This is a genomic window from Cupriavidus sp. USMAA2-4 (assembly GCF_001854305.1).
In the GTDB taxonomy this organism is placed as follows: domain Bacteria; phylum Pseudomonadota; class Gammaproteobacteria; order Burkholderiales; family Burkholderiaceae; genus Cupriavidus; species Cupriavidus malaysiensis.
This window is the reverse complement of sequence record NZ_CP017748.1, coordinates 360,920-387,464: the sequence shown is the minus strand read 5'-3', so window position 1 is coordinate 387,464 and position 26,545 is coordinate 360,920. Positions and strand designations below refer to the sequence as shown.

The 26,545-nt window shown below is 67.1% G+C and carries 18 protein-coding genes, 3 rRNA genes and 1 pseudogene; 9 read left to right on the top strand and 13 right to left on the bottom strand.

Annotation, left to right across the window (positions count from 1 at the left end):
- Positions 1-58 precede the first annotated feature (58 nt).
- From shc to BKK79_RS01770, 6 genes are all read right to left on the bottom strand, one after another.
- Complete coding sequence (shc, locus tag BKK79_RS01795; RefSeq protein WP_084084404.1) at positions 59-2,068, bottom strand: squalene--hopene cyclase; 2,010 nt, start codon at positions 2,066-2,068, stop codon at positions 59-61.
- Positions 2,065-2,640, bottom strand: a complete 576-nt coding sequence (locus tag BKK79_RS01790) for a TetR/AcrR family transcriptional regulator (RefSeq protein ID WP_071012753.1) — start codon at positions 2,638-2,640, stop codon at positions 2,065-2,067. The genes shc and BKK79_RS01790 overlap by 4 nt, the downstream gene beginning before the upstream one ends.
- Before the next feature lie 94 nt (positions 2,641-2,734).
- Positions 2,735-3,157 carry a PaaI family thioesterase gene (locus BKK79_RS01785; protein WP_071036935.1) on the bottom strand — a complete coding sequence of 141 codons (423 nt, stop codon included), beginning with the start codon at positions 3,155-3,157 and terminating at the stop codon, positions 2,735-2,737.
- Positions 3,158-3,341: 184 nt separating this feature from the next.
- Positions 3,342-3,455 (bottom strand): 5S ribosomal RNA (gene rrf / locus BKK79_RS01780).
- Positions 3,456-3,577: 122 nt separating this feature from the next.
- A 23S ribosomal RNA gene (locus BKK79_RS01775) occupies positions 3,578-6,456 on the bottom strand.
- A 329-nt stretch (positions 6,457-6,785) separates the two neighbouring features.
- Positions 6,786-8,317 (bottom strand): 16S ribosomal RNA (locus BKK79_RS01770).
- The 16S, 23S and 5S rRNA genes sit together here, the layout of an rRNA operon.
- Before the next feature lie 536 nt (positions 8,318-8,853).
- Here BKK79_RS01770 and BKK79_RS41415 point away from each other — a divergent pair.
- Positions 8,854-9,033 (top strand): annotated as a pseudogene (locus tag BKK79_RS41415) (hypothetical protein); the annotation flags it as partial.
- 262 nt (positions 9,034-9,295) lie between these two features.
- On the opposite strand, the gene BKK79_RS01765 reads toward BKK79_RS41415, so the two are convergent.
- Both BKK79_RS01765 and BKK79_RS01760 read right to left on the bottom strand, forming a co-directional pair.
- The gene (locus tag BKK79_RS01765; RefSeq protein WP_071012756.1) at positions 9,296-9,865 is read right to left on the bottom strand and encodes a hemerythrin domain-containing protein; all 570 of its coding nucleotides are present in this window, start codon (positions 9,863-9,865) and stop codon (positions 9,296-9,298) included.
- Between the two features lie 890 nt (positions 9,866-10,755).
- Entirely contained in the window at positions 10,756-11,007 is a 252-nt protein-coding gene (locus BKK79_RS01760; protein ID WP_084084402.1) for a tripartite tricarboxylate transporter substrate-binding protein, read from the bottom strand.
- Between the two features lie 89 nt (positions 11,008-11,096).
- On the opposite strand from BKK79_RS01760, the gene BKK79_RS01755 reads away from it, so the two are divergent.
- Together BKK79_RS01755 and BKK79_RS01750 are read left to right on the top strand one after the other, a co-directional pair.
- Positions 11,097-11,348 (top strand): GlsB/YeaQ/YmgE family stress response membrane protein, encoded by a 252-nt coding sequence (locus BKK79_RS01755; RefSeq protein ID WP_071036933.1) that lies wholly within the window; start codon positions 11,097-11,099, stop codon positions 11,346-11,348.
- Between the two features lie 228 nt (positions 11,349-11,576).
- Positions 11,577-11,858 carry a hypothetical protein gene (locus BKK79_RS01750; RefSeq protein ID WP_071016343.1) on the top strand — a complete coding sequence of 94 codons (282 nt, stop codon included), beginning with the start codon at positions 11,577-11,579 and terminating at the stop codon, positions 11,856-11,858.
- A gap of 41 nt (positions 11,859-11,899) precedes the next feature.
- Here the strand turns inward: BKK79_RS01750 and BKK79_RS01745 are convergent, their stop codons facing one another.
- The 4 genes from BKK79_RS01745 to BKK79_RS01730 all read right to left on the bottom strand — a co-directional run bounded on the left by BKK79_RS01745 (position 11,900) and on the right by BKK79_RS01730 (position 17,567).
- Positions 11,900-13,873 carry a methyl-accepting chemotaxis protein gene (locus BKK79_RS01745; protein WP_232346254.1) on the bottom strand — a complete coding sequence of 658 codons (1,974 nt, stop codon included), beginning with the start codon at positions 13,871-13,873 and terminating at the stop codon, positions 11,900-11,902.
- Between the two features lie 183 nt (positions 13,874-14,056).
- Positions 14,057-15,889 carry an NAD(P)-binding protein gene (locus tag BKK79_RS01740; RefSeq protein ID WP_071036931.1) on the bottom strand — a complete coding sequence of 611 codons (1,833 nt, stop codon included), beginning with the start codon at positions 15,887-15,889 and terminating at the stop codon, positions 14,057-14,059.
- A gap of 15 nt (positions 15,890-15,904) precedes the next feature.
- Positions 15,905-17,260 carry a cytochrome c gene (locus BKK79_RS01735; RefSeq protein WP_084084400.1) on the bottom strand — a complete coding sequence of 452 codons (1,356 nt, stop codon included), beginning with the start codon at positions 17,258-17,260 and terminating at the stop codon, positions 15,905-15,907.
- Between the two features lie 121 nt (positions 17,261-17,381).
- Positions 17,382-17,567 carry a DUF2970 domain-containing protein gene (locus tag BKK79_RS01730; RefSeq protein WP_071012766.1) on the bottom strand — a complete coding sequence of 62 codons (186 nt, stop codon included), beginning with the start codon at positions 17,565-17,567 and terminating at the stop codon, positions 17,382-17,384.
- Positions 17,568-17,743: 176 nt separating this feature from the next.
- Between BKK79_RS01730 and BKK79_RS01725 the strand changes: the two genes are divergently transcribed.
- Entirely contained in the window at positions 17,744-19,153 is a 1,410-nt protein-coding gene (locus BKK79_RS01725; RefSeq protein WP_071036930.1) for an aminotransferase-like domain-containing protein, read from the top strand.
- A 24-nt stretch (positions 19,154-19,177) separates the two neighbouring features.
- Here BKK79_RS01725 and BKK79_RS01720 read toward each other — a convergent pair whose 3' ends face one another.
- On the bottom strand, positions 19,178-20,809 hold the full coding sequence (locus BKK79_RS01720; protein ID WP_232346252.1) for an ABC transporter permease/substrate-binding protein: 1,632 nt from the start codon (positions 20,807-20,809) through the stop codon (positions 19,178-19,180).
- 232 nt (positions 20,810-21,041) lie between these two features.
- On the opposite strand from BKK79_RS01720, the gene BKK79_RS01715 reads away from it, so the two are divergent.
- From BKK79_RS01715 to BKK79_RS01695, 5 genes are read left to right on the top strand one after another with little or no spacing between them, the layout of a single operon-like run.
- Positions 21,042-22,058 (top strand): LysR family transcriptional regulator, encoded by a 1,017-nt coding sequence (locus BKK79_RS01715; RefSeq protein WP_071036929.1) that lies wholly within the window; start codon positions 21,042-21,044, stop codon positions 22,056-22,058.
- Positions 22,055-23,551, top strand: coding sequence for a flavin-containing monooxygenase (locus tag BKK79_RS01710; protein ID WP_071012772.1), 1,497 nt, complete (start codon positions 22,055-22,057; stop codon positions 23,549-23,551). Before BKK79_RS01715 ends, BKK79_RS01710 begins: the two co-directional genes overlap by 4 nt.
- Entirely contained in the window at positions 23,548-24,522 is a 975-nt protein-coding gene (locus tag BKK79_RS01705) for an ABC transporter permease (protein ID WP_071016348.1), read from the top strand. The genes BKK79_RS01710 and BKK79_RS01705 overlap by 4 nt, the downstream gene beginning before the upstream one ends.
- A complete protein-coding gene (locus BKK79_RS01700) occupies positions 24,519-25,457 on the top strand; it encodes an ABC transporter permease (RefSeq protein WP_071012773.1) in 939 nt (312 codons plus the stop codon). Before BKK79_RS01705 ends, BKK79_RS01700 begins: the two co-directional genes overlap by 4 nt.
- Entirely contained in the window at positions 25,454-26,491 is a 1,038-nt protein-coding gene (locus BKK79_RS01695) for an ABC transporter ATP-binding protein (protein ID WP_232346251.1), read from the top strand. The genes BKK79_RS01700 and BKK79_RS01695 overlap by 4 nt, the downstream gene beginning before the upstream one ends.
- The last annotated feature ends 54 nt before the right edge of the window (positions 26,492-26,545 follow it).

The window sequence follows — 26,545 nt, the reverse complement described above, 5'->3', positions numbered from 1 at the left end:
CCGACGGTACAGGCCCTGACAAGTCCGTACCGCCCCCCCTAAGTCGCCTCAGCGCGCCTCAGTGCGCCGCGCGCGGCAGCACAGGCTTCACCAGTTGCCGGTAGCGCGTCAGCGCCCACAGCGGGAAGTAGGCGGTGTAGCCGTGGTACTTCAGGTAGTAGATGCGCGGGAAGCCCGGCGCGTTGTGCGAGGGGTGCCACCACAGCCCGCCCTTCTGCTGGCAGCCGAGCAGGTAATCGATGCCGCGCCGCGCGGCCGGCGCATGCGCCTCGCCCACGGCGAACAGGGCCAGCAGCGCCCAGGCCGTGCAATTGGGCGTGCTCTCGCCGCCGTTGGTCCCCGCCAGATGCGGGGCGAAGTAGGTGTCGTTGGTCTCGCCCCAGCCGCCGTCGGCGTTCTGCACGCGCAACAGCCAGTCCACGGCCTTGCGGATATAGGGCTGGCGCACGTCCTCGCCAACCAGGGCCAGGCCCGCCAGTACGCTCCAGGTGCCATACAGGTAGTTGGTGCCCCAGCGGCCCCACCAGGATCCGTCGGCGCGCTGGGTCCGGCGCAGGTAGTCGACGCAGCGCGCCACCGCGTCGGCATGGCGGGCGCGCTCCCCGCTCAGGCCGAGGGCCAGCAGCACGCGGCCGGACACGTCCTCGGTGGGGGGGTCCAGCAGGGCACCGTGGTCGGCGAAGGGAATGCGGTTCAGGTACTCCCGGTCGCAGTTGGCGTCGAAGGCGCCGAAGCCACCGTTGCGCGACTGCAGGCCGACCATCCACTCCACCGCGCGCTCCACCTGTTGCGCATAGCGCTCGGGCTGGCCCAGGCGCCGGCCGTGCACCGCCAGCATGGCGGCGACCACCGCGCTGTCGTCGATGTCCGGGTAGTACGGGTTGGCGTACTGGAAGGCCCAGCCGCCCGGCTGCACCGTGGCCGGGACGTGGTCGGCCCAGTCGCCGCGCAGGTCCTGCACCTGCCGTTGCGCCAGCCAGTCGTAGGCGCGCTGGATGGCATCGCGGGTACGCTCGCCGCCGCCGGCGTGCTGCAGGGCCATGATGCTCCACGCGGTATCCCATACCGGCGACAGGCAAGGCTGGCAATAGGCCATGCCGTCGGGGCGGTGCACCACCAGCTTGCGGATGGCCGCCAGGCAGGTGGCGCGCCGCGGGTCCGACTTCGGGATGCCGAGCAGCACCATCATCTCGTACCAGTACACCATGGGCGGGAAAATGCCGCCGAGGCCGTCCTCGCCGTTCATGCGCTCGACGCACCAGGCCTGCGCGCGCTCGATGGCGCGCCGCCGCAGCCCGGCGGGGATCATCGGCTCGATGCAGCGGGCCAGCCGGTCGACCACCAGGAAAGCCTTGCGCACCAGCCCCTGGGTCGAAAAATAGCGGCGCTCCTCCTCCGGCGGCGTGACGAACAGCTCGCGGATGCTGACACGGTGCGGATTGGCGGCCTTGGCCCGCATGGAGCACAGCACCGTCAGCGGCACCAGGGTCGAGCGCGCCCAGTAGGCCATCTTGTCGAGGTGCACGGGCATCCAGCGGGGGAACAGGATCAGCTCGACCGGCACGAAGGGAGTGGCGCGCCAGGGCACCTGCTCGAAGGTGGCCAGCAGGATGCGCGTGAAGACGTTGGCGCGCGCCGCCCCGCCGGCGGCGAGGATCGCCTCGCGCGCCTGCACCATGTGCGGCGCGTCGGCGGCATCGCCGGCCGCCTTCAAGGCGAAATAGGCCTTGACGCTGCACGAAATGTCGAGCGCGCCATCGTGGTACTGGTCCCAGCCGCCGTGGCGGTCACGGCGCTGGATGGCGCGCAGGTAGACCGCCATGCGTGCCTGCAGGTCGGTGTCGATTTCATCGGCGAAGTGCATCATCAGGATGTACTCGGCCGTGATGGTGGCATCGGATTCCAGTTCGAAACACCAGTGTCCGTCGTCTTGCTGATGGCCCAGCAGGGCTTCGCGCCCGGCGTCGATGGCCGCGTCCAGGCGGGCTTCGGCGCGCGCCTCGCCGCCATGGCCTGCGCTCGCCGGCCCGCGCACCGGCTCACGCGCCAGTTCCAGGGTCGCGCTCATTGCTGCCCTCCCCGCGTCATCCCGTCGAGCTGGCGCAGCACTTCGGCGCGCAGCGACGGCGGCATCGACTGGTTGCCGAGCAGGTCCGACAGCCACAGCCCGTCTGCCGCCAGCCGGCAGATCATCAGCTGCGCCGCCTGGGCGTCCGGCAAGGGATCGGGGCGCGTGATCTCGGCGATGCGCGGCAGCCAGCGCTCGCGGGTGTCGGCGTCGGTCAGCATCAGCGCCAGCAGCAAGTGCAGATAGCTGGCCGTGGCGGCCTGCGCCGCGTCATGCAGGGTGGCGTGGATATAGGCGCGAGCGGCTCGGCCGGCGGGCTCGGCATCGGCCTCGCTGGCGGTGGCCACATCCTGGCTGAAGGTGTCGACGGCCTCGTCGAAGAGCGCGTCCAACAGGGCCTGCTTGCTGGGGAAATGGTGCTGCAAGCCACCCTTGCTGACACCGGCGCGGGAGGCGACGGCATCCAGGGTGACGGCGCGCAGGCCGGCTTCCAGGGCCAGTTGCGCGGCCGACTGCAGCAACTGCGGGCGCAGCACGTCCGGCTGCTTCTTTCTGCGGTGGGCTTCGGTCATAGCGCGCGATCATACCATCCGGACGGATTGTTTCACCATTGCGGACGAAGCGATGACATGCGCCGGTGCGGCCGCACCGGAACACGCGCCAGGATCAAGCGGCCGTCACCGGATCCTTGCGGCGGAAGGAAGCCTGGGCGGTGGCGATCAGCGTGCCCTGCCCGTCCGTCAGTTCCGCATTGGAGAAGAAGACCCGCCGCCCGCCGCCCACGCGCCGGCCCACCACCTGCATGGGCTCGAGCCGGGCCGAGGCGACGTAGTTGACGTTCAGCGAGATCGTGGTCGCCGCGCGCCGCTGTCCGTTCTCCGGGAACAGGCCGGCATAGCCGGCGGCCGCATCGAGCAGCGTGGCCAGGATGCCGCCCTGCACCACGCCGGTATTGTTGAGATGGCTCGCCTGCGGGGTGAAGGACAGGCGGACGAGGTCAGGCTGCCAGTCGACAATCGCGACTGCCAGGGACTCGAGATAGGGATTCTCCAGGGCGTGGGGGATGCTGGGGGCGTGTGAATCGGACATGAGTCTGCACTGCGGAACGTAGGAAACGGGCCCGACCGGGCACCGGGAGCCCGTATCTTAGCCGCCCTCGCCGGTTCGAGGCGCGCCGCCGCGCACTGGGATGGGCGGCATGGAGCATTCCGGCGCGCCGCAAAGACAAAACCCCTCGCAGCGTTTGCTGTCGAGGGGTTTTGCGGGAGGGAGAGCCTGGCGATGACCTACTTTCACACGGGTAGTCCGCACTATCATCGGCGCAAAGTCGTTTCACGGTCCTGTTCGGGATGGGAAGGGGTGGTTCCGACTCGCTATGGTCACCAGGCATAAGGGGTTGCTGCGCCGGGGTTGAGCCGTCGCAGCGAATAGGGATGTAGTCTTGGTTGTGAGGTATCGGCACCGTTCTGGGCACACGCGATACGTCAACCAGTGAAACACACTGGTTATAGGATCAAGCCTTACGGGCAATTAGTACTGGTTAGCTTAACGCATTACTGCGCTTCCACACCCAGCCTATCAACGTCCTGGTCTCGAACGACCCTTCAAGGAGGTCAAGCCTCCAGGGAATCCTCATCTTCAGGCGAGTTTCCCGCTTAGATGCTTTCAGCGGTTATCTCTTCCGTACATAGCTACCCTGCGATGCCTCTGGCGAGACAACAGGTACACCAGCGGTACGTCCACTCCGGTCCTCTCGTACTAGGAGCAGCCCCCGTCAAGATTCCAACGCCCACGGCAGATAGGGACCAAACTGTCTCACGACGTTTTAAACCCAGCTCACGTACCTCTTTAAATGGCGAACAGCCATACCCTTGGGACCGGCTACAGCCCCAGGATGAGATGAGCCGACATCGAGGTGCCAAACACCGCCGTCGATATGAACTCTTGGGCGGTATCAGCCTGTTATCCCCAGAGTACCTTTTATCCGTTGAGCGATGGCCCTTCCATACAGAACCACCGGATCACTATGTCCTGCTTTCGCACCTGCTCGACTTGTCGGTCTCGCAGTTAAGCACGCTTTTGCCATTGCACTTTAGGTACGATGTCCGACCGTACCAAGCGTACCTTCGAACTCCTCCGTTACACTTTGGGAGGAGACCGCCCCAGTCAAACTGCCTACCATGCACTGTCCCCGACCCGGATTCACGGGCCAAGGTTAGAACCTCAAACAAACCAGGGTGGTATTTCAAGGACGGCTCCACCGGAACTAGCGTCCCGGTTTCAAAGCCTCCCACCTATCCTACACAGATCGGTTCAAAGTCCAATGCAAAGCTACAGTAAAGGTTCATGGGGTCTTTCCGTCTAGCCGCGGGGAGATTGCATCATCACAAACACTTCAACTTCGCTGAGTCTCGGGAGGAGACAGTGTGGCCATCGTTACGCCATTCGTGCAGGTCGGAACTTACCCGACAAGGAATTTCGCTACCTTAGGACCGTTATAGTTACGGCCGCCGTTTACCGGGACTTCAATCAAGAGCTTGCACCCCATCATTTAATCTTCCGGCACCGGGCAGGCGTCACACCCTATACGTCCACTTTCGTGTTTGCAGAGTGCTGTGTTTTTATTAAACAGTCGCAGCCACCAGTTTATTGCAACCCCTTCACCCTTCTGGCGCAGGCCAGTCAAGCTACCAGGGCGTACCTTATCCCGAAGTTACGGTACCAATTTGCCGAGTTCCTTCTCCCGAGTTCTCTCAAGCGCCTTAGAATACTCATCTCGCCCACCTGTGTCGGTTTGCGGTACGGTCTCGTATGACTGAAGCTTAGAGGCTTTTCTTGGAACCACTTCCGATTGCTTCGCGACGCATGGTCGCTCGCCCCACAGCCTTGAATCCTGCGCCCGGATTTGCCTAAGCGCCTTCTCCACTGCAGGGACCGGGACTTCCAACACCCGGACAACCTTCCGCGATCCGTCCCCCCATCGCATCATACGACGGTGCAGGAATATTAACCTGCTTCCCATCAGCTACGCATCTCTGCCTCGCCTTAGGGGCCGACTCACCCTACGCCGATGAACGTTGCGTAGGAAACCTTGGGCTTACGGCGAGGGGGCCTTTCACCCCCTTTATCGCTACTCATGTCAGCATTCGCACTTCTGATACCTCCAGCATCCTTTACAAGACACCTTCACAGGCTTACAGAACGCTCTCCTACCACGCACTTGCGTGCGTCCGCAGCTTCGGTGACTGGCTTAGCCCCGTTACATCTTCCGCGCAGGACGACTCGATCAGTGAGCTATTACGCTTTCTTTAAAGGGTGGCTGCTTCTAAGCCAACCTCCTGACTGTTTTAGCCTTCCCACTTCGTTTCCCACTTAGCCAATCTTTGGGACCTTAGCTGGCGGTCTGGGTTGTTTCCCTCTTGACACCGGACGTTAGCACCCGATGTCTGTCTCCCGTGATTGCACTCTTCGGTATTCGGAGTTTGCTATGGCGGGGTAATCAGCAATAGACCCCCCAACCATGACAGTGCTCTACCCCCGAAGGTGAGACACGAGGCACTACCTAAATAGTTTTCGGAGAGAACCAGCTATTTCCAGATTTGTTTAGCCTTTCACCCCTATCCACAGCTCATCCCCTAGTTTTTCAACACTAGTGGGTTCGGTCCTCCAGTACGTGTTACCGCACCTTCAACCTGGCCATGGATAGATCATCTGGTTTCGGGTCTACACCCAGCGACTGAACGCCCTGTTCGGACTCGCTTTCGCTACGCCTGCCCTAATCGGTTAAGCTTGCCACTGAATGTAAGTCGCTGACCCATTATACAAAAGGTACGCCGTCACCCGTTTCCAGGCTCCGACTGTTTGTATGCATGCGGTTTCAGGATCTATTTCACTCCCCTCCCGGGGTTCTTTTCGCCTTTCCCTCACGGTACTGGTTCACTATCGGTCGATCACGAGTATTTAGCCTTGGAGGATGGTCCCCCCATCTTCAGACAGGATTTCACGTGTCCCGCCCTACTTGTCGTACACCTAGTTCCACAACGCTGTTTTCGCATACAGGGCTATCACCTGCTATGGCCGGGCTTTCCATCCCGTTCTGCTAACAATGCTGCTAAAGAGTACAAGGCTCTTCCCATTTCGTTCGCCACTACTCTGGGAATCTCGGTTGATTTCTGTTCCTGCAGCTACTTAGATGTTTCAGTTCGCCGCGTTCGCTTCCCTTGCCTATGTATTCAGCAAGGGATGACCCATACGGGCCGGGTTTCCCCATTCGGACATCTCCGGATCAAAGCTCGTTTGCCAGCTCCCCGAAGCTTTTCGCAGGCTACCGCGTCCTTCATCGCCTGTGATCGCCAAGGCATCCACCACATGCACTTGTTCGCTTGACCCTATAACGAGTGTGTCTCAAGCTCGCGCTTGAAACGCTCATTACAGGTTGAGTTCTCGCATTTGTGCCGTATTCCAAGTCATCTTTCGATCACTTAAATACTTTGGTTGATACAATCACAACCCGGTATCGTGTTGGTTACTTCAGCCTCTCATCAAGGCTTCACGACACCTTTACTACATCCCATATTGTTAAAGAACAGCCGAATTTCTTCGCTTGGCAATGCCAAATGCAAGCGCTCGATATCAAGCACTTGCATTTGGCCATGTCCTGGCCGCAACAACAAACAACCGATAAGTGTGAGTGCTCGACTCGGAATGCACGCTCTGGAAAGGAGGTGATCCAGCCGCACCTTCCGGTACGGCTACCTTGTTACGACTTCACCCCAGTCATGAACCCTGCCGTGGTAATCGCCCTCCTTGCGGTTAGGCTAACTACTTCTGGCAAAACCCACTCCCATGGTGTGACGGGCGGTGTGTACAAGACCCGGGAACGTATTCACCGCGGCATGCTGATCCGCGATTACTAGCGATTCCAGCTTCACGTAGTCGAGTTGCAGACTACGATCCGGACTACGATGCGTTTTCTGGGATTAGCTCCCCCTCGCGGGTTGGCAACCCTCTGTACGCACCATTGTATGACGTGTGAAGCCCTACCCATAAGGGCCATGAGGACTTGACGTCATCCCCACCTTCCTCCGGTTTGTCACCGGCAGTCTCTCTAGAGTGCCCTTTCGTAGCAACTAGAGACAAGGGTTGCGCTCGTTGCGGGACTTAACCCAACATCTCACGACACGAGCTGACGACAGCCATGCAGCACCTGTGTCCACTTTCCCTTTCGGGCACCTAATGCATCTCTGCTTCGTTAGTGGCATGTCAAGGGTAGGTAAGGTTTTTCGCGTTGCATCGAATTAATCCACATCATCCACCGCTTGTGCGGGTCCCCGTCAATTCCTTTGAGTTTTAATCTTGCGACCGTACTCCCCAGGCGGTCAACTTCACGCGTTAGCTTCGTTACTGAAGAAATGAATCCCCAACAACTAGTTGACATCGTTTAGGGCGTGGACTACCAGGGTATCTAATCCTGTTTGCTCCCCACGCTTTCGTGCATGAGCGTCAGTCACGTCCCAGGGGGCTGCCTTCGCCATCGGTATTCCTCCACATCTCTACGCATTTCACTGCTACACGTGGAATTCTACCCCCCTCTGACGCACTCTAGCCTTGCAGTCACAAGCGCCATTCCCAGGTTGAGCCCGGGGATTTCACGCCTGTCTTACAAAACCGCCTGCGCACGCTTTACGCCCAGTAATTCCGATTAACGCTCGCACCCTACGTATTACCGCGGCTGCTGGCACGTAGTTAGCCGGTGCTTATTCTTCCGGTACCGTCATCCCTCCGGGGTATTAGCCCAAAGGATTTCTTTCCGGACAAAAGTGCTTTACAACCCGAAGGCCTTCTTCACACACGCGGCATTGCTGGATCAGGGTTGCCCCCATTGTCCAAAATTCCCCACTGCTGCCTCCCGTAGGAGTCTGGGCCGTGTCTCAGTCCCAGTGTGGCTGATCGTCCTCTCAGACCAGCTACTGATCGTCGCCTTGGTGAGCCTTTACCTCACCAACTAGCTAATCAGACATCGGCCGCTCCTATTGCGCGAGGCCTTGCGGTCCCCCGCTTTCACCCTCAGGTCGTATGCGGTATTAGCTAATCTTTCGACTAGTTATCCCCCACAACAGGGCACGTTCCGATGTATTACTCACCCGTTCGCCACTCGCCGCCAGACCGAAGTCCGCGCTGCCGTTCGACTTGCATGTGTAAGGCATGCCGCCAGCGTTCAATCTGAGCCAGGATCAAACTCTTCAGTTCAATCTCTGTGTGGTTCCGCGCAGTTGCCTGCGCAAACCTCGCTCTTTCGAGCGGTCGCTCACTCTCAGAAAACTGACTGGCTCCGTCCGAAGACGAAACCAAACATGTTTACTGTGCGAGCACTGATAACTTGCAAGCTAGAAGACCGGGGTCTTCCGCATTCATTATCAAGCACCCACACTTATCGGTGTTTGTTTGTTAAAGAACCACCCTCTCGGGCCACATCCGGCTTTGCCGGTTTGCGTTGCCGCTGCGTTATGTCTGCAGCGAAGGAACGAGACTATAAAGAATTTTTCGAGATCAATCAAGCGATTTCTAGAATTTCTTTATTCGGACGCCGCACTCATTCGAGCCGCGCCAATCCTGCCATTCCCTCCCCGTCACGCGGTGCGCTGCGAGCGAGGGAGCGAATACTAGTCCCTCGATGACTGACTTGCAAGCCGAAAAATGAAAAGCGTCGCTTTTGACACTTGAACGCCGGGACACCGATCCGGGTGAGAACGGCGCCGGCTGGATGTATCCGACGCCAACAAGCACTGCGAGGACATGGTTTCCACTTCCCTCCGAGACAGGACGCCCGGCATGCCTGGCGCGTTCTCGTCGTCTGCACGCTGGCCTTCACCGTCCGCTTCATGGTCTGGATGATGTCCGGCGTCATCGCCCCTCCTGAAGCAGCCTTCGGCCTGAACGCCACCGAGTTCGGCCTGCTCGCTGCCGCCGTACCCCGTCGCCGAAGCGACAGATCCGCCAGGAAAGGCTGACAGCACATCATTGCCTATCGGCATCGGCGGCATCGGCTCCTGCGTGACGTTTCAAAGAGCAGGAAGCTGAATCCGGTCGAGTACCGCCTCAATATCTGAAGAGTCGACCTGAAGGAGCAATGCACTCCGCCAGGATCATTCTCCCGGCTCCTATGATTCAGAGGCGTTCATCGGGCCTTTCAATTGATGCCAGGCTTCTTTTCACGCGATCAAGGCCCTAGTGCACTTCCTGAATGGGCGCTCTCGCATCACGCTCGATCTGCTTGCGCAATGCCGTGAAGCGCTCCTGCACACTCTCCCCAAAGAGAGGATCGGGGCTGCCTGGAACGGTAGCCGCGACTTCCGCCCAGTCCTGCTCGGTCAGCAGTTGCGCTGCGCGCGGCATGACGTGCCTTTCCTCGGTGGAAAGATGATTGCGGTAGTACACGAGATACATGGCCACAGCCGCTTCCAGGGCCGCGCGCGACGTGATCATATCCCGCTCCGCTTCATTGAGACGGCTCAGGAATTCCTCGCCCACCGTGGCAATCACGCGATGCTCTTGCAGAAGCCGGCTGACCACGATCTGCATGCCGGGATCCCGCTCGACGAGCAGGGCGTACGCGACATCCTCGCGCGGATGGTGGACACGATCGCCAAAGTTCCGCATGTAATAGATGATCTCGCCCATCAAACCATAGTTCGGCTGCGCTCCCCGGTGAAAGGCGATCACCTGCTCTTCCAGCAGATCGAGCAGCGTGGAGAAATGGATATGATCGGCATGCCAAACGGCAAGTTGGTCGGTCATGGCGTGCTCCAGGGAGACTGGTCAGGTAAGCGATCCGGCTCGAAGTTAACTCAACAAACCCCGATTTCAACAGTAGTCCCCCGCCACGTTTTGAGGATGATGTAGATCAACAGTGGGCTTCGCTCATTCCCCGCCCACTTCCGCTGGCGCGTTGCCCCTTGCTCGAATGTCGACAGGCATATCGAACTGACGAAGGCTTCCAGCGCAAGCCGCGGGCGCAACAGCATCTTCCGCCCGCGGGCCGCGAATGGGGCAAAGGACAGTGGCCGCGCCGCCAGGCTCGCGGGCTCGCGTAGTGCAATGAAACACCATCGTCTCGAGACCCGGAGACCCGCCACTCCACGACAGGTCCATTGCGCCGGGCCACCTGCTGCGGCCTGCCCCTGGCGTGCCGTCGGCTCGCCACGCTGGTTGCCCGCCACCGCGCCGGCGCCTGGCGGGCACCGGGTCACTGGTCGATCTCGCGCAGCGCGCCGTTCGTTCGCAACGTCGCGGCAAGCACGGCTGGCCGGGTGGTTGCGTTGATCCACCTTCCACTCAGGCGGCACGTGGACATCCCCAACCTTGGCGGCTCCGACGCCCCCACCCACACACGGCAGCGATTTCCCCTTCTGCGCGGCAGCGACGATGGCATCCCTCGATCCCTGGCATCCTCGCACCAAGAATGATCATTTATTACTACGTAATACGTATTGTTTAATACTTTTCGAAACAATCTTTAGACATAATTATGCTTCTGTCTAACTATTGGCACGGATCGAGAGATCCATCATCGTTGCCACGACCGCCGATGGGCTCTCAGCATCCTCCAGCACGTCCTGTGGCTATGACGATCGAGGCCGCGGTGCCTCGCGCATCCCGCTTGAGCACCCGGCCCCGCTCTTCTTCCCTTACTCGGGCTTCACACCCGAATCGCGGATCACGCGCGCCCACAGCCGCGCCTGCCCTTCGATCCAGGCGGCGAACTCCTCCGGCGAATTGCCATAGGGTTCCAGCCCCTGCAGCCTCATCTTCGCCATCACATCGGGCTGCCGGAGGGCATCGGCGATCGCGGCGTTCAGTTTCTGCACCAGATCCCTTGGCGTGCCAGCCGGAGTGAACAGCGGCACCAATCTACGACGAAGACCGGGAGGTCTCCTCATTCCCGCCAGATCCCGCCACCGGCCCGCACAAATTCACCTAGAGTGATGTCTGATGCGGTGCCACATGGACAACAGCCAGGAGAACAACGATGCAACATGGCCTGATTGCTTGGCTGGTGATCGGTGCGGTCGCCGGATGGCTGGCGGGGGTGCTGGTCAAGGGCGGCGGCTTCGGACTGCTGGTCGACATCCTCGTCGGGATCGTCGGCGCCATCGTCGGCGGCTGGTTGGCCGGCCTGCTGGGCATCTCGTTCGGCGGCGGCATGATCGGCTCGATCATCACGGCGGTGATCGGCGCCGTGGTACTGCTCTTCCTCCTCCGGCTGATCAAACGGGCCTAGGCGCCACCGGCGCCGGCCTCAGCGCGATTCCGTCGCGCGGAAGAGCTGCAGCCTATATCGCCGCAGGACATCGCCTGCATCGACCTCGCTCCGCGGGCATCCTGTTGCCGTCATTGCCATTCACGCTGCCTGCCGAAACTGGCAGCAGCGCGTCTTGTCGTGCTTGATTTCGCCTCGATACTGTATATATTTACAGGTACTGTATGGATATACATGCGCGAGGCCATCATGGAACATCTGGTCCGGGTGCAGAACGAATATGACCGCCAGGTCCTGGCCTGGCTGCGCCGACGCATCGGCGACGCGGCGCTGGCCGAGGCTGCCAGGCGGCTCGGCGGCGAACGCAAGCCATATCTGTCCAGCCTCTGCCGCGCGCTGTCGATCCGGCCACCCGCACGCGTGGATTTGCGAGCCGAGGCGCGGCGTGCCGACCTCGCCGTCGGCGAGCGCTACCTGGCGCGCATCCGCACCATCCTCGGCGCATCCGGACAGGCCTCACGGGCCCATTGAGCGCCAATCGGGCGCCCGTGCCGTGCTCCCGGCATCCGGTGTCAGGCCTGCAGCAGTGACGCAACCGGTACCGGTGCGTGATCGAGGTGGAAGCGGCCGACCAGCGCCTCCATCCGCTCGGCCTGCTCCTTCAGCATCGCGGCGGCGGCGGCTGCCTGCTCGACCAGCGAGGCATTCTGCTGCGTCGCCTGGTCCATCTGCACCACGGCCTGGTTGACCTGGGCGATGCCGCCGCTCTGCTCGGCCGAGGCACGGCTGATCTCGGTCATGACGGTGTCGACGCGGGACACCGCCGTGATCGCCTCGCCGATGGTCTGGCTGGCCTGCTCGACCAGTCCGGCGCCGTGCGCCACGCGCTGCGCCGACTGCGCGATCAGCGCGGCGATCTCCTTGGCCGAGGTACCCGCGCGTTGTGCCAGGTTGCGGACCTCGGCCGCCACCACGGCGAAACCGCGCCCGTGCTCGCCCGCCCGGGCCGCCTCGACGGCGGCATTGAGCGCCAGGATATTGGTCTGGAAGGCGATGCCGTCGATCACGCCAGTGATGTCCTCGATGCGGTGGGAGTCGGCCGCGATGTGCCGCATGGTGTCGAGCAGGTGCCGGATCGCGTCGCCGCCACGGCCCGCGACGCCGGCCGCCTCGGCCGCCAGCGTGCTGGCCTCGCCGGCATGGCCGGCATTCTGTTTCACGATGGCGGTCAGCTGTTCCATGCTGGCCGCGGTCTCCTGCAGCGAGGCCGCCTGCTGCTCGGTGCGCTGAGACAGGTCCAGGTTGCCTTGCGCGATCTCTCCCGCAGCCACCAGCACCTGCTCCGCGCCGGCGCGCGTCTCGCGCACGGTGTCCTGCCAGGAGCGCAGCAGGACTTGCAGGTGGCGCCGGATATCGCTGAATTCGTCGCGCCCGCGCACCACCAGTTCGGCGCGCAGGTCGCCCGCGCCGATCCGCTCGACCCAGGCGGCGATCCCGCGCAGGTCTTCGCCCACGCCACGGCAGAAGCCCGCGAACAGGTAGAAAGCGGCGCCGACGGTGAGCAGCGCCAGCGCGCACATCCACGCCAGCTTGTCCTGCACCGCGCCGATACGCGCTTCCAGCATGGCATGGGCACTGGCGCCGAAGGCGCGATTGGTCGCGCCGATGGCGTCGATGGCAGCGGTGGCCTCGTCGAAATACGCCTTGGCCTCGATGCGGATACCGTCGCGGCCCAGCAGCCTGTCCTTCAGGGTCACCGAGAATCCATCGACCGCCGCCAGGCGCGCCTTGGCCGCCTCCACCTCGGCGCGGTAGCCTGGCGCGGCCGCGCTCACGCGCTCGGCGTCGCGCCTGACCGTCTCCACCGCCTCCTGTATCTGCTCGCTGAGCGCGCCCAGCCCGGCCTGCTGCGCGCTCTCGGCGAAACCGCCCTGGCTGATGATGGCGGTACCGCGGCCGCGCGCCAGCGCGGTGAACTCCGCCAGCCTGGGCATGGTCCCGAGCATCAGGTTGATCAGGTAGTACGACCCCGCATCCGGGTCCAGCGCCAGCTCCGAGCGGTCGCCGAGATCGCCCACATAGAGCCGCAGTTGCCTGACCAGTGCGCTGTGCTGCGCGAACAGGGTGGACGCCGGTGCCTGCAGGCCTTCGGTCTTGAGGGTGCGCCATGCCTCTTCGAGGGCGCCGGCCTGGGCATCGAGGCCGAAGCCGCGCGCGTCGGCCGCGAGCTGCGCCGCCTGCTCTCCGGCACGCGCGTCGGCTGCCTCGTAGGTGGCCCGGAAGGCAACGTTGCCTGCCTGCACCGCCGCGGCGGCACCACGCCGGATCTGCACCTGGCGCATCATCTCCAGCGCACGCTCGACCGCGGCGAGCCCGCGCACCTCGGCGCGCGCGGTCTTCAGCTCGGCGAGCGAGGCCTGGAAGACCAGCGACATGGCGCCGGCCAGCGGCAACAGGAACAAGAGTGCAAGCAACAGCAGCTTGCGCGAGATGCTGAGTGCCGCCATCAGGCGCACCGCGGGATTCAACCATCGGGTCATCGTCATGCCTTGATCAAGCCATCGTCGTGGCTTGTATCGGCAGCATCGGAACGAATTGAAGCAGTTTCACCCACACATTTCAGAAATCGTCAAGATGGTGCAAACACATCCCGATTTATGGGCATGAATCCCCATCCAGGTGCGTGCGCCACCTGGATTTTCGGCAATCCGGCGCAGCGCCTGGCGGACTCAGGCCGGCAGCGATTCCACCGCGCGCCAGGCCTGCTCGACCGCGGCGACCAGCGACGGGCTGCCCCCGCTGTCGGCGCCGGCCAGCGCGACATTGCCCACGCCTGCCCGCGCCGCCTGCTGCGCGGCCGTGCCCGCATCATCGCCATCGACGCTGGAAGGCCGGTAGCTGTAGCCGTGCGACCAGCGGTTGACGGTGATGGCCCGCACCAGTTGCGCCGCGCTGCTGCCGGCAGGCGCGAGCAGCCGGTCGAGCTGGGAGCGGATGGCGCGTTCCAGCTCCACGAACGGCGTGCCGAGCAGTAGCGCGCGTCCGGCGCGGAAACGCTCGCGTGCCCGCATGCCGCTGTCCGGCACCGTCGGCACATAGAGCATGTGCAGCACCACCGGGTCCTGCGGTCGCGCGCCGGGGCCGGCCTCCAGCCACAGGTCGCTGTAGGGCAGCGTCGGCGCATGGATACGCCCGGCACCGAGCGCGGCAAAGGCCTGCCAGTTGTCGAGCGCCACCTTGGTGTAGACCAGCGGCGCCTTGACTTCGTCGCGCAGGGCCGCCCGCTGCGCGGCCGGCAGCCCGGGCATCAGGAAGGGCACCATCATGTTGTAGCCGGCCAGCACCACATGGCGGGCCTCCACGCGGTGCAGGTTGCCCTGCCAGCCATAGGTGACGCGCGCGATGTGGCTGCCCGGCTCGACCGCCACGGCGGTGCTGTTCAGGCGCAGCCGCACCGGCGCGCCATCGCGGTCGAGGCGGTCATAATCGAAGCGGGCCTGCGCCAGCGCCCCGGCGCCCGGCGCGACTGCGGGGATCAGGTCCCTTACCAGGCCGCGCGCGATCGACGCATTGCCATCGGCATGGAGCAGCCGGGATGCGGGCGACTTGCCCAGCCGCGCGTCCGGCGGCACCGCCGGCATGCCGGCCCCGGCGGGCAGGCCGATACCCAGCGCATCCCATATGGAGATGCCATCGGCGTCGAGCGCGTAGCTGTCGTTGCTGCGGCTGCGCAGGAAACGCACGCCCGCCAGCCCGAGGCCCGCCTTGTCGCGCAGGAAAAGCGCATAGCGCGTGCGGCGCAGATAGCCTGCCCGGTCGTCGGCCGCCATGCCCGCGAGGTAGTCGGTGCGCCCTTCGGCCAGCCGTGCCAGGGCCTCGCGATCTGCCGCGGGCAGCGGCGCGGCGGCCAGGAAGCGGCGCACCGCGTCGGGCGCCGGCGGCCCGCCCTGCGCGGCCGGGGCCCCGCCGAAGGGCTGGCCGAAAGGATCCCCGGCCACCAGGCGATCCGCGCCGAAGTGCTCGCGATCGAAGAACACCGCCCGCCCGAGTCCCGAGCCTTGCCAGGGCTCCGCCGCGGGCGCACCCGCGCCCGGGGCGAGCCCGATGCCATCGAGCAGCGTGCGCAGCGCGGCGCTGCCGGCGGCGCCGGCCGGCATCTCGGCGCTGCCGCCATAGCTGACCAGCAGGCGGCCGCGCACAGTGAACTCGTTGCGGCGCGCGTGGCCGCCGAAGTCGTCGTGGTTGTCGAGGATCAGGATGCGCGCGCCGGGTCCGTGGCGGCGCTGGTAGAACCAGGCCGCCGCCAGCCCGCTGATGCCGCTGCCGACCACCACGAGGTCATAGGCCTCGCGCGCCATCACACCGGGATAGCGCACCCCTTCGCGCGCCAGGCTGTGCGCCAGCGTGTAGCTGCCGGGCTGGCTGCCGCGCAGGCCGGTCAAGGCCGGGGGATAGCCGGCCCCGCCGTCACCGGCCTGGGCCGCGCGCAGCCAGCCGGGCGTGAACGCCGTGCCCAGCGCGAGCGCGCTGCCGTTGAGAAAGTCTCGTCGCGTGATGGTCATGGCTCGGCTTGGGTGTCAGCGGCTGGCTTCGGCTTCGAGGCGGATGCCCAGGGCAGCGCGCCGCGCCGCGACCTCGCTGTCGCGCACCGGCGCGGCGCGGTTGCCCCAGCCGCCGCGCACGAAGCCCAGCACGTCGGCCAGTTCCTGGTCGTTGAGCGCCCAGCCGTAGCCGGGCATGTGGTAGTCGGTCGCGGCAGTGTCGACGGCCGCGGTCACGGCGCCGCCCAGCAGCAGGTTGACCAGCGAGGACGGATCGGGGTCGAGTACCGCCGGATTGCCCGCCAGCGGCGGGAACACCCGCGCGAAGCCCTTGCCGCCGGCGCCGTGGCAGGGCATGCAGTACTGCCCGTACAGCCGCGCTCCCGGCGCGTCGAAGCGCCCCTGCAGCAGCGCCTGCGCGGTGGCAGGATCGTAGCGGAACGGCGCGCTCTCCCCGCGCACGCCGGGCAGGCTCTTGAGGTAGGCGGCCATCGCGTCCAGGTCCTGCGGCGTCATATGCTGGGTGGAGGCGGCGATCACGCCCGACATGGGCCCGAAGGATGTCGCATGGATATTGCGCCCGGTACGCAGGTATTCAGCGACTTCCTCGCGCGACCAGCCGCCCAGGCCGCTCAGCTTGTCGCCGCGCAGGTTGCCGGCGGACCAGCCCTCGACGCTGGCCCCCGCGAGGAAGCTCTGGCTGCGCTCGTCGCTGCCCTGTTCCGCATGCAGCAGGCCGCGCGGCGTATGGCAGGCGCCGCAATGTCCCACGGCCTGCACCAGGTAGGCGCCGCGGCGCCATTGCGCGTCGCCGCCCGCGACGGCCGCGCGTGGCGACGCCCTGTCCGCCGGCGCTTCGAGGAAGAACAGGTTCCACACCACCAGCAGGGAACGCATGCCGAAGGGCCAGCGCAGCTGCGGCGCGGGCTGGCGCTGGCGCACCGGCCGCACTTCGGCACGCAGGTAGGCGTACAGCGCCGCGACGTCCTCGGCCGTCATGCGCGCGTAGGAGGGATAGGGCATGGCCGGATAGAGCCGCTTGCCGCCACGCGCCACGCCCTGGCGCAGCGCTCGGTCGAACTCGGCCAGCGAGTAGGCGCCGATGCCGGTGTCCGCGTCTGGCGTGATATTGGTCGACGGGATGGTGCCGAGTCCCGTGCGCAGGACCACACCCCCGGCAAACGGCGCGCCGCCCGGCGCCGTGTGGCAGGCCGCGCAGTTGGCGATGCGCGCCAGGTAGCGGCCGCGCGCCACCTGCGCCACCGCATCGGCGGGCGCCGCGGCCGCGCCGTCGCCTGCATGCGCCTGCGGCGCCGCCAGCAGCAGGGCGAGCAGCAGCACCAGCAGGGCGTCAGGAAAATGCTTGCGCAGCAAGGCGCGCAGCGATGGCATGCGCCGCGGTCGGTTTGCCATGGAGTTGTCTCTGCCCCCGGTTCTTCTTGTTATCTTGTCGTCTTGTCCTGCCGCCTTCCGGACCGCCAGCCGCATGCCGCGGGGATGCGGCAGGCCGCCCTCAGGCGTGCGCCACCGCCCAGCGTGCCAGCATCAGCAGGCACAGCACCAGCACGCCGGCCAGGGCGATGCCCGTGGCCAGCAGGTGCACAGGCTTCAGGCTCTGCAGGTCGCGCTGGTGTTCGCTGCCACGGCGCAGGCCGAGAAATCCCCACAGTACGGCGCTGACCAGTCTCAACGGATGCATGACGGCTCCTTGTTCCAATGCGGCGGACCGTCCGCAGGGCACGGATACGGATACGCCCCTGCGCGCTATTCTGCCGCGCCGCCGGCCTCGGGAACAGAATCAGTTCTGCCATAATCTTGCGTATCAGATCGCAGGCAGGGCGCCTCGTCGTCCCCTGCTCCGCCCCCCTTGCTCCCATGAAGCGCTACGAGGAACTGGCCGAGATTCTCGCCCGCGATATCCGCGCCGGCAACCTGCCGCCCGGCACCCGCATGCCGTCGATCCGCAAGACCGTCGCGCAGTACGGCGTAAGCCCGTCGACCGCATTCCAGGCCTACTACCGGCTCGAAGAGCGTGGCCTGGTGCGCGCGCGCGAGCGTTCCGGCTACTACGTGGCCGGCGCCGCCGGCCTGCCGTTGCCGCGTCCCGCCGCGCGCCGCACGCGCCGCGCCTCGACCGAGGTGGACGTGTCCAAGCTGGTCTTCGCCGTACTGGAGGCTGCCGCCGACCAGCGCATGGTGCAGTTCGGCTCGGCCTTCCCGGCTCCCGAGCTGTTTCCCTGGGAACGGCTCGGCAAGTCGCTGGCGCGCGCCGGCCGCGAGATCGATCCCTGGCAGTCCGTCGACGACCTGCCCCCGGGCAATACCGTGCTGCGGCAGCAGATCGCGCTGCGCTATCTCGGCGCCGGCGTGCCGCAGGCGGCCGAGGACATCATCGTCACCAACGGCGCGCTCGAAGCGCTCAACCTGTGCCTGATGGCGGTGGCCCGGCCGGGCGACGTCATCGCCATCGAGTCGCCCGGCTTCTACGCCGCCCTGCAGGCACTGGAGCGGCTGCGGCTCAAGGCGGTCGAGATTCCCGTGCACCCGCAGCAGGGCATCGACCTCGCCGCGCTGGCCGAAGCGCTGCGGCGCCATCCGGTGCGCGCCTGCTGGTTCATGACCCAGTTCCAGAACCCGATGGGCGCCAGCATGGACGAGGCGCGCAAGCGCGAACTGGTGGCGCTGCTGGCGCGCCACCAGGTACCGCTGATCGAGGACGACGTCTACGGCGAGCTCTACTACGGCAGCCGCTGCCCGCTGCCGGCCAAGGCCTTCGACACGCAGGGCCTGGTGATGCATTGCAGTTCCTTCTCCAAGACGCTGGCGCCCGGATTCCGCATCGGCTGGGTCGCGCCCGGCCGATTCGGCGAGCCCATCCAGCGCATGAAACTGATGACCACCCTGTCGGCGGCGGTCCCGGCCCAGCAGGCGCTCGCCGAATACCTGCAGCACGGCGGCTACGACAAGCACCTGCGCCGCCTGCGCCATGTGCTGGAGATGCAGCAGGGCCAGATGCGCCAGGCCATCGCACGCCATTTCCCCGCCTCGGTCCGTGTCTCCCGCCCCGACGGCGGCTATTTCCTCTGGGTGGAGTTCGAGGCCGGCTTCGATGCGCTGGCGCTGCACCGGGCCGCGCTGGAGGAAGGCATCGGCATCGCGCCCGGTCCGATCTTCTCCGCGCGCCAGGGCCACCGCCACTGCGTGCGGCTCAATTTCGGGCAGCTGTGGAGCCCCCGCAGCGAAGCGGCGATCGCCACGCTGGGCCGGCTGGCCGCCGCGCAGTAGCCTTGCCGCGAACGCTGTCCCCGGTCAGCGAGGCGCCGCGCGCAGGCGCCGCTGCAGCCAGTGTTCCAGCCCCTCGAATCCGCCCTGCAGCAGCAGCGCCAGGACGGCCGCCGGGATCGCCCCGGCCAGCAGCAGCACGGTGTCGTTGAGCGCCAGCCCGGTGACGATGCGCTCGCCGTAGCCGCCCGCGCCGACGAAGGCGGCGATGGTGGCGGTGCCCACGCTGATGATGGCGGCGGTCTTCACGCCCGCCAGCAGCACCGGCAGGGCCAGCGGCAGTTCCACGTAGCGCAGGCACTGGGCGGGCGTGAAGCCCAGCGCCATGGCGGCCTCCGACATGCCGCGCGGCACCTGCTGCAGGCCGGTGCAGGTATTGCGCACGATGGGCAGCAGCGCATAGAGGAACAGCGCCACCAGGGCCGGCCACAAGCCGATGCGGCCAAGCAGCGGGATCAGCATGGCCAGCAGCGCCAGCGACGGCACCGTCTGCAGCATGCCCACCAGCGCCAGCACTACCTGGCCCAGCCTGCGCCGGCGTGCGGCGACGATGCCCAGCGGCACTCCGGCCGCAACGGCGGCACCGACCGCGCCCGCCACCAGCGCCAGGTGGCGCCGCGTCAGGCGCAGCGTCTCCGCGTCCAGCAGGGTGCCGGCCAGGCCGGCACGTTCGTGGCGCGCCGTCGCCGCGGACGCCGGCGCATGGCCCGGCAGCGTGGCAACGAAGGCGCCGGCGATGGCCGCGAACGACTGCCCGTCCAGTTCCGCCGCCGCATTCATACCGATCATGCGCGCCGCGTCGATGCGCCCCGACAAACCCTGCAAGGCCTGCCAGGCCCGCGGAAAGCGCCGCGGCACGTCCAGGCGGTACAGCACCACCGCGGCGTAGCGCGGAAAGAAGCCGCGTTCGTCCTGCAGCACGCGCAGGCCATAGCGGCGGATCTTGGCATCGGTCGAGTAGATGTCGATGACGTCGACCTGCCCGGCCGCCAGCGCCTCGTAGGCGATGCCGTGGTCGAGCCCGAGCGGGCGCTGCGGCAGCCCGTAGCGGCGGGCCAGGCCGGGCCAGCCGTCGGCGCGGCCGAGGAACTCGTGCGTCAGGCCGAAGCGCAAGGCGGGATGGCGGGCCAGGTCGCCGAGCGTGCGCAGGCCCAGTTGCTGAGCCGTGGTGTCGCTCACGGCCAGCGCATAGCCGTCCTCGAAACCGAACGGAATGGCCGCCCCCAGGCCGCGCGGCGCGAGCGCGCGGTTGATCTGCTCCAGCCCGGCATCCGGCGGCAGGCCGAGGATCTCCACGGCCACCGTGCCGGTGTAGTCCGGATAGAGGTCGATGCGCCCGGAGGCGAGCGCGGCGAACACGATGGCGGTATTGCCGAGGCCCGCCACATGCTCGGCCGGCCCGGCGGCGCCGGCAGTGCGGGCCAGGATCTCGCCGAGCAGGTAGGACTCGGTAAAGCGCTTGGAGCCGATCCTCAGGGTTTCCCCCAGGGCGGCCGTGCACAGCAGCAGCGGGCACAGCAGGACGCACAGCAGGACCGCGAGCCGGGTCCCGTGGCACGGCGCTGGACTTCGCGGGCGGGAATCCAAGCAGAACACCTCGTCGGCTGGATGGGCGGGGCCGGCTGCCGAACCACGCATGGCGCCGGGCTTGCCGTGCATGATACGCCGCCGCAGAACGCCGCGAGCCATGGGCTGTCCGATACGCCGCATGAGCACATACCGAAATAGTATTTGCATTTCGCATGCTTGCTGGATAAGAATCCAGAAAACGCATAAACCACACAGGACCACCTGTGCCGCCCCCGTGCCAAGGGATGCCCGACGACGGCTCCCGCCAGCGGCGGCCGGCCGTGGTGGCGGGACGGAATACGGAACGGGATAAGGCGACGGGATGGAGATCCGGCAACTGGAAGCCTTCGCGGCGGTGATGACGAGCGGCAGCGTGACAGCCGCCGGGCGTCTGCTCGGCCGTTCCCAGCCCGCCATCACCCGGCTGATCCAGGAACTCGAAAGCGAACTGGGTTTCGCCTTGTTCGCCCGCAGCGGCCCCCGCGTCAGTCCGACCGAGCGGGGCTTCCTGCTCTATGAGGAGGTCGAGCAGGCGCTCGCCGGCCTGCAGCAGGTACGCGCCCGCGCGGCCGAACTGGCCCAGGAGGCACGCCGCTCGCTGCGGGTGGCGGCCACCCCGGCGCTGGCCGCCGGCCTGCTGCCCGCCGCCCTGGCCGGCGGGGATGCGCCCGGCCAGGTCCACCTGACCAGCGTCTCGCCGGAGAAGGTGGTCCATGCGGTGCTGACCGGCGCCGCCGAACTGGGCGTCACCAGCCTGCCGCTCGAACACCGCGGCGTGACCGTGCACTGGATCGGCCAGGCCGCCTGCGTGGTGGCCCTGCGTGCCGACGATCCGCTCGCCGCGCATGCGGTGGTGCCGCTGGCGGCCTGCTCGGGCCGGCGCATCGTCACCATGCACAATCCCTTCCGCCTGCGCCGCCGCCTGGACGCGGCCTTCGCGCGCGCCGGCGTGGTGCCGGCCGCGCTGATCGACACCAACTCCTCGCTGAACGCGCTCAGCGCCGTGCGCGCGGGGCTGGGCATCGCCGTGCTGGAGCCGGTGACGGCGCGCGGCGTGCCGCTGGCCGACATCGTGGTGCGCCCGATCGATGCCGACATTCCCTTCTACTTCGGCGTCATCACGCCCCAGGCGCGACCGGCGGACGCCGCCGCGCAGGCGCTGATCGCCCGCCTGGCCGAAGCCGCGCGCGGGCTGCTGCCCGACTTCGTGCTGCGCGGCCCGGAACAGCACGGCACGCTGCTGCAGAGCCTCTATGGCGACGGCGTGGCCGATGCCGATGCCGAAGACGCCGACGGCGCCACCCCCAACGATCCGGAACCCGAACCCAAGACATCATGACCCAGACTTGCGCCGACGATCTCACCCCGGGCCCTGCCAGTGCGGACGCGCCGGACGGCCTGGCCGCGCTGGAAGCGCGCCTGCGCCAGGACCTGTCCTGGCTCGAACTGCCGGCCAGGCGCTGGACCATGCCGCGCCACGAGCAAGGCGCCGAAGTGCTCGATGTCGCCGTCGTCGGCGGCGGCATGGCGGGCCTGGCGGCGGCGGCCACGCTCAAGCACCTGGGCATCACGGCACACATCTTCGACCGCTCGCCGGAAGGCTTCGAGGGCCCCTGGGCCACCACCGCGCGCATGGAAACGCTGCGCTCGCCCAAGCAGCTGACCGGCCCCGCGCTGGGCTTGCCGGCGCTGACCTTCCGCGCCTGGTACGAGGCCCAGTTCGGCACGGCGGCGTGGGAAGCGCTCGACAAGATCCCGCGCCTGCAGTGGATGGACTACCTGCGCTGGTACCGCCGCGTGCTGGCGCTGGACCTCAGCAATGAACACACCGTGCTGGCGGTGCAGCCCCGCGCCGACGGCTTGGTGGCCCTGCGCCTGCGCACGCCGCAGGGCGAGCGCACCGTGCTGGCGCGCCGCGTGGTGCTCGCCACCGGCCGCGACGGCCTCGGCGGTGCCTATGTGCCGCCGTTCGCGCAGGCGCTGCCGCGCGCGCTGTGGGCGCACTCGTCCGACGCGATGGACTACGCCACCCTGCGCGGCAAGCGCGTCGGCGTGGTGGGCGCGGGGGCCTCGGCCATGGATAGCGCCGCCACCGCGCTGGAGGCCGGCGCCGCCAGCGTCGACCTGTTGATCCGCCGCGCCGACATCCCGCGCGTCAACAAGGGCAAGGGGGCCGGCAGCCCGGGCCTGACGCATGGCCACCCTGGCCTGTCCGATGCATGGAAATGGCGCATCCGCCATTACATCAACAGCCAGCAGGTGCCGCCCCCGCGCGGCAGCACGCTGCGCGTGTCGCGCCACCCCAACGCGCGCTTCCACCTGGGCTGCCCGATCGAGGGCCTCGAGCCCGCCGGCGCCGGCCTGCGCGTGCAAACCCCCAAGGGCGTGTTCGAGCTGGATTTCCTCATCTTCTCGACCGGCTTCCGCATCGCCCTGGAAACCCGCCCCGAATTCGCCGCGATCGCACCCCATATCCGCTTCTGGCGCGACCGCTACACGCCCCGCGCGGGCCAGGAAGACCAGGAGTTGTCCGACTCGCCCGACCTGGGGCCGGCTTTCGAGTTCCTGGAGAACCGGCCCGGCGCCTGCCCCGGCCTGTCGCGCATCCACTGCTTCTGCTACCCCGCCGCGCTGTCGCACGGCACCGTCTCGGGCGACATCCCCGCCATCAGCGAGGGGGCGCGCCGGCTCGGGCAAGGCATCGCCGGCCTGCTCTACCAGGAAGACATCGAACTGCACTACGCGGCCATGGAGGCCTTCGCCGAGCCCGAGGTGTTCGGCGACGAATGGACACCGGCGCCCGCGCCGGGCGTCGCGGAGCAGGCCTCGTGAGCCGCTGGCTGGCGCGCCGCCTGGCGCAGGCCCTTCTGGTGGTGCTGGTGATGACGGTGATCGTCTTCGCCGGCCTGCACGCCATCGGCAATCCGGTCGACATCCTGATCGGCCAGGACGCCGACCAGGCCGACCGTGCCCGCATCATCGCCCAGCTCGGGCTGGACCAGCCGCTGTGGCGGCAATACCTGGCCTTCGTCACCGGCGCGCTGCACGGCAACCTGGGCAACAGCTTCGTCTACAGCGTGCCGGCGGTGGAGCTGATCCTGCAGCGCCTGCCGGCCACCTTCGAGCTGGCGGTGGCGGCGCTGCTGCTGGCGGTGGTGCTGGGCGTGCCGCTCGGCCTGTTCGCCGGGCTCTATCCCCAGCATCCGCTGTCGCGCCTGCTGATGGCCGGCAGCATCGTCGGCTTCTCGCTGCCGACCTTCTGGGTCGGCCTGATGCTGATCATGGCCTTCAGCGTCAAGCTGGGCTGGCTGCCCTCTGGCGGGCGCGGCGAGACCGCGCAGTGGCTGGGCGTGCAGTGGTCCTGGCTGACCACCGACGGGCTGCGCCACCTCGTGCTGCCGGCGCTGAACCTGGCGCTGTTCAAGGTCTCGCTGGTGCTGCGCCTGACCTGCGCCGGCGTGCGCGAGGTGCTGCCGCAGGAGTGGGTGCGCTTCGCCCGCGCCAAGGGCCTGTCGCCGCTGCGCGTGGTGCTGGGCCACGTGCTGCGCAACACCCTGATCCCGCTGGTGACGGTGCTGGGCCTGGAGTTCGGCTCCACCATCGCCTTCGCCGTGGTGACCGAGAACATCTTCGCCTGGCCCGGCGCCGGCAAGCTGATCCTGGACAGCATCAACGCGCTCGACCGCCCGGTCATCGTCTCTTACCTGATGGTGGTGGTGTGCCTGTTCGTGACGCTGAACCTGATCGTCGACATCCTCTACAAGCTGCTCGACCCGCGCGTGCGGCTGGAGCCCACGCCATGAGCACGCCGCAAACGACAACCTCCCCGGCGGCGCCGCCGGCCGCCGCCGTGCCGGCACGGCAGCAGGCGCCCTGGCGCCGCGTGGCCGGGGACTTCTTCGGCTCGCGCCTGGCCCTGGGCGGACTGGTACTGCTGGCCGCCCTGCTGCTGGCCGCGCTGGCCGCGCCGCTGCTGTCGCCGCAGAACCCCTATGACCTGCTCCAGCTCGACGTGCTCGATGCGCGGCTGGCGCCGGGCACGCCCAACGGCGCCGGCACCTACACCTACTGGCTCGGCACTGACGGCCAGGGCCGCGACCTGTGGTCGGCGATCCTCTACGGCCTGCGCATCAGCCTGACGGTGGGCGTGGGCTCGGCCGCCATCGCCGGCGTGCTGGGCACCCTGCTGGGGCTGTTGGCGGCCTACGCGGGCGGCCGCGTCGACAGCCTGATCATGCGCACGGTCGACCTGCTGCTGTCCTTTCCCGCCATCCTGGTCGCGATGATGATGCTGGCCTTCCTCGGCAAGGGCATCGGCAACGTGATCCTGACGCTGGTGGTGCTGGAGTGGGCCTACTATGCCCGCACCGCGCGCGGCCAGGCGCTGGTCGAGAGCCGGCGCGAGTACGTCGAGGCCGCGCGCGGCCAGGGCATCCCGGGCTGGCGCATCGTCACCGGCCATATCCTGCCGAACTGCCTGCCGCCGCTGATCGTGATCGCCTCGCTGCAGGTCGCGCGCGCCATCACGCTGGAGGCCACGCTGTCCTTCCTCGGCCTGGGCGTGCCGGTCACCGAGCCGTCGCTCGGCCTGCTGATCGCCAACGGCTACCAGTTCATGCTGTCCGACGCCTACTGGATCAGCTTCTTCCCCGGCATCGCGCTGCTGCTGACCGTGGTCGCCATCAACCTGGTGGCCGACCGCCTGCGCGAGGTGCTCAACCCGAGGTGGCAGAAATGAGCGCCAGCGCCATGCCCAACCCCGCCGCGACGGCGGCCCCGACGCTCGAGGTGCGCGGGCTGCGCACCCATTTCCATACCCGCGCCGGCGTGCTGCCGGCGGTCGACGGCGTTTCCTTCACGCTGGAGCGCGGCCGCATCCTCGGCCTGGTCGGCGAGTCCGGCTCGGGCAAATCGGTCACGGGCTTCTCCATCATGGGCCTGGTGGACCCGCCCGGGCGCATCGCCGCCGGCGAGATCCGCTTCCAGGGCCGCGACCTGGTCGCCATGCCCGCGCCCGAGCTGCGGCGCCTGCAGGGCAACCGCATCGCCATGATCTTCCAGGACCCGATGATGACGCTGAACCCGGTGATGCGGGTGGAGGCGCAGATGATCGAGGCGGTGCGCGCGCACAGCGGCGCCAGCAAGGCGCAGGCGCGCGAACTGGCGCGCGACACGCTCGGCCTGATGGGCATTCCCAGCCCCGAGGAACGGCTGCGCGCCTACCCGCACCAGTTGTCGGGCGGCATGCGCCAGCGCGTGGCCATCGCCATTGCGCTGCTGCACCGGCCCGACCTGATCATCGCCGACGAGCCCACCACGGCACTGGACGTCACCATCCAGGCGCAGATCCTGTCCGAGGTGCAGCGCCTGGTGCGCCAGCACGGCACCTCGCTGATCTGGATCACGCACGACCTGTCGGTGGTGGCCGGCCTGGCCGACGACGTGGCCGTGATGTACGCCGGCCGCATCGTCGAGCACGGGCCGGTCGACGCCGTGCTCGACCAGCCGCTGCATCCCTACACCGCCGGCCTGATCGGCAGCCTCCCCAGCCTGAACCGCGAGCGCCGGCGCCTGCGCCAGATTCCCGGCATGACGCCGGACCTGCTGGCGCTGCCGCCGGGCTGTGCCTTCGCCGCGCGCTGCCCGCGCGCCTCGGCGGCGTGCGCACGCCAGCCGGAGCTGGAGGCGGCCGGCCCGGCCGCTGCACAGGGTGCCTTGCGCCAGGTGCGCTGCTTCCATGCCGGACAGCCGGCCGCGACGGAGCTGGCATGAACGCGGCAAGCCAACAGAGCATGGCGGCGCAGGCCGCCACGGGAGTCAAGCAGG

Excerpts from the sequence above, each read along its gene's own strand:
- shc (WP_084084404.1), bottom strand. The coding sequence starts at position 2,068 with ATGAGCGCGACCCTGGAACTGGCGCGTGAGCCGGTGCGCGGGCCGGCG.
- BKK79_RS01790 (WP_071012753.1), bottom strand. The coding sequence starts at position 2,640 with ATGACCGAAGCCCACCGCAGAAAGAAGCAGCCGGACGTGCTGCGCCCG.
- BKK79_RS01785 (WP_071036935.1), bottom strand. The coding sequence starts at position 3,157 with ATGTCCGATTCACACGCCCCCAGCATCCCCCACGCCCTGGAGAATCCC.
- BKK79_RS01765 (WP_071012756.1), bottom strand. The coding sequence starts at position 9,865 with ATGACCGACCAACTTGCCGTTTGGCATGCCGATCATATCCATTTCTCC.
- BKK79_RS01760 (WP_084084402.1), bottom strand. The coding sequence starts at position 11,007 with ATGAGGAGACCTCCCGGTCTTCGTCGTAGATTGGTGCCGCTGTTCACT.
- BKK79_RS01755 (WP_071036933.1), top strand. The coding sequence starts at position 11,097 with ATGCAACATGGCCTGATTGCTTGGCTGGTGATCGGTGCGGTCGCCGGA.
- BKK79_RS01750 (WP_071016343.1), top strand. The coding sequence starts at position 11,577 with ATGGAACATCTGGTCCGGGTGCAGAACGAATATGACCGCCAGGTCCTG.
- BKK79_RS01745 (WP_232346254.1), bottom strand. The coding sequence starts at position 13,873 with ATGACGATGACCCGATGGTTGAATCCCGCGGTGCGCCTGATGGCGGCA.
- BKK79_RS01740 (WP_071036931.1), bottom strand. The coding sequence starts at position 15,889 with ATGACCATCACGCGACGAGACTTTCTCAACGGCAGCGCGCTCGCGCTG.
- BKK79_RS01735 (WP_084084400.1), bottom strand. The coding sequence starts at position 17,260 with ATGCCATCGCTGCGCGCCTTGCTGCGCAAGCATTTTCCTGACGCCCTG.
- BKK79_RS01730 (WP_071012766.1), bottom strand. The coding sequence starts at position 17,567 with ATGCATCCGTTGAGACTGGTCAGCGCCGTACTGTGGGGATTTCTCGGC.
- BKK79_RS01725 (WP_071036930.1), top strand. The coding sequence starts at position 17,744 with ATGAAGCGCTACGAGGAACTGGCCGAGATTCTCGCCCGCGATATCCGC.
- BKK79_RS01720 (WP_232346252.1), bottom strand. The coding sequence starts at position 20,809 with ATGCACGGCAAGCCCGGCGCCATGCGTGGTTCGGCAGCCGGCCCCGCC.
- BKK79_RS01715 (WP_071036929.1), top strand. The coding sequence starts at position 21,042 with ATGGAGATCCGGCAACTGGAAGCCTTCGCGGCGGTGATGACGAGCGGC.
- BKK79_RS01710 (WP_071012772.1), top strand. The coding sequence starts at position 22,055 with ATGACCCAGACTTGCGCCGACGATCTCACCCCGGGCCCTGCCAGTGCG.
- BKK79_RS01700 (WP_071012773.1), top strand. The coding sequence starts at position 24,519 with ATGAGCACGCCGCAAACGACAACCTCCCCGGCGGCGCCGCCGGCCGCC.
- BKK79_RS01695 (WP_232346251.1), top strand. The coding sequence starts at position 25,454 with ATGAGCGCCAGCGCCATGCCCAACCCCGCCGCGACGGCGGCCCCGACG.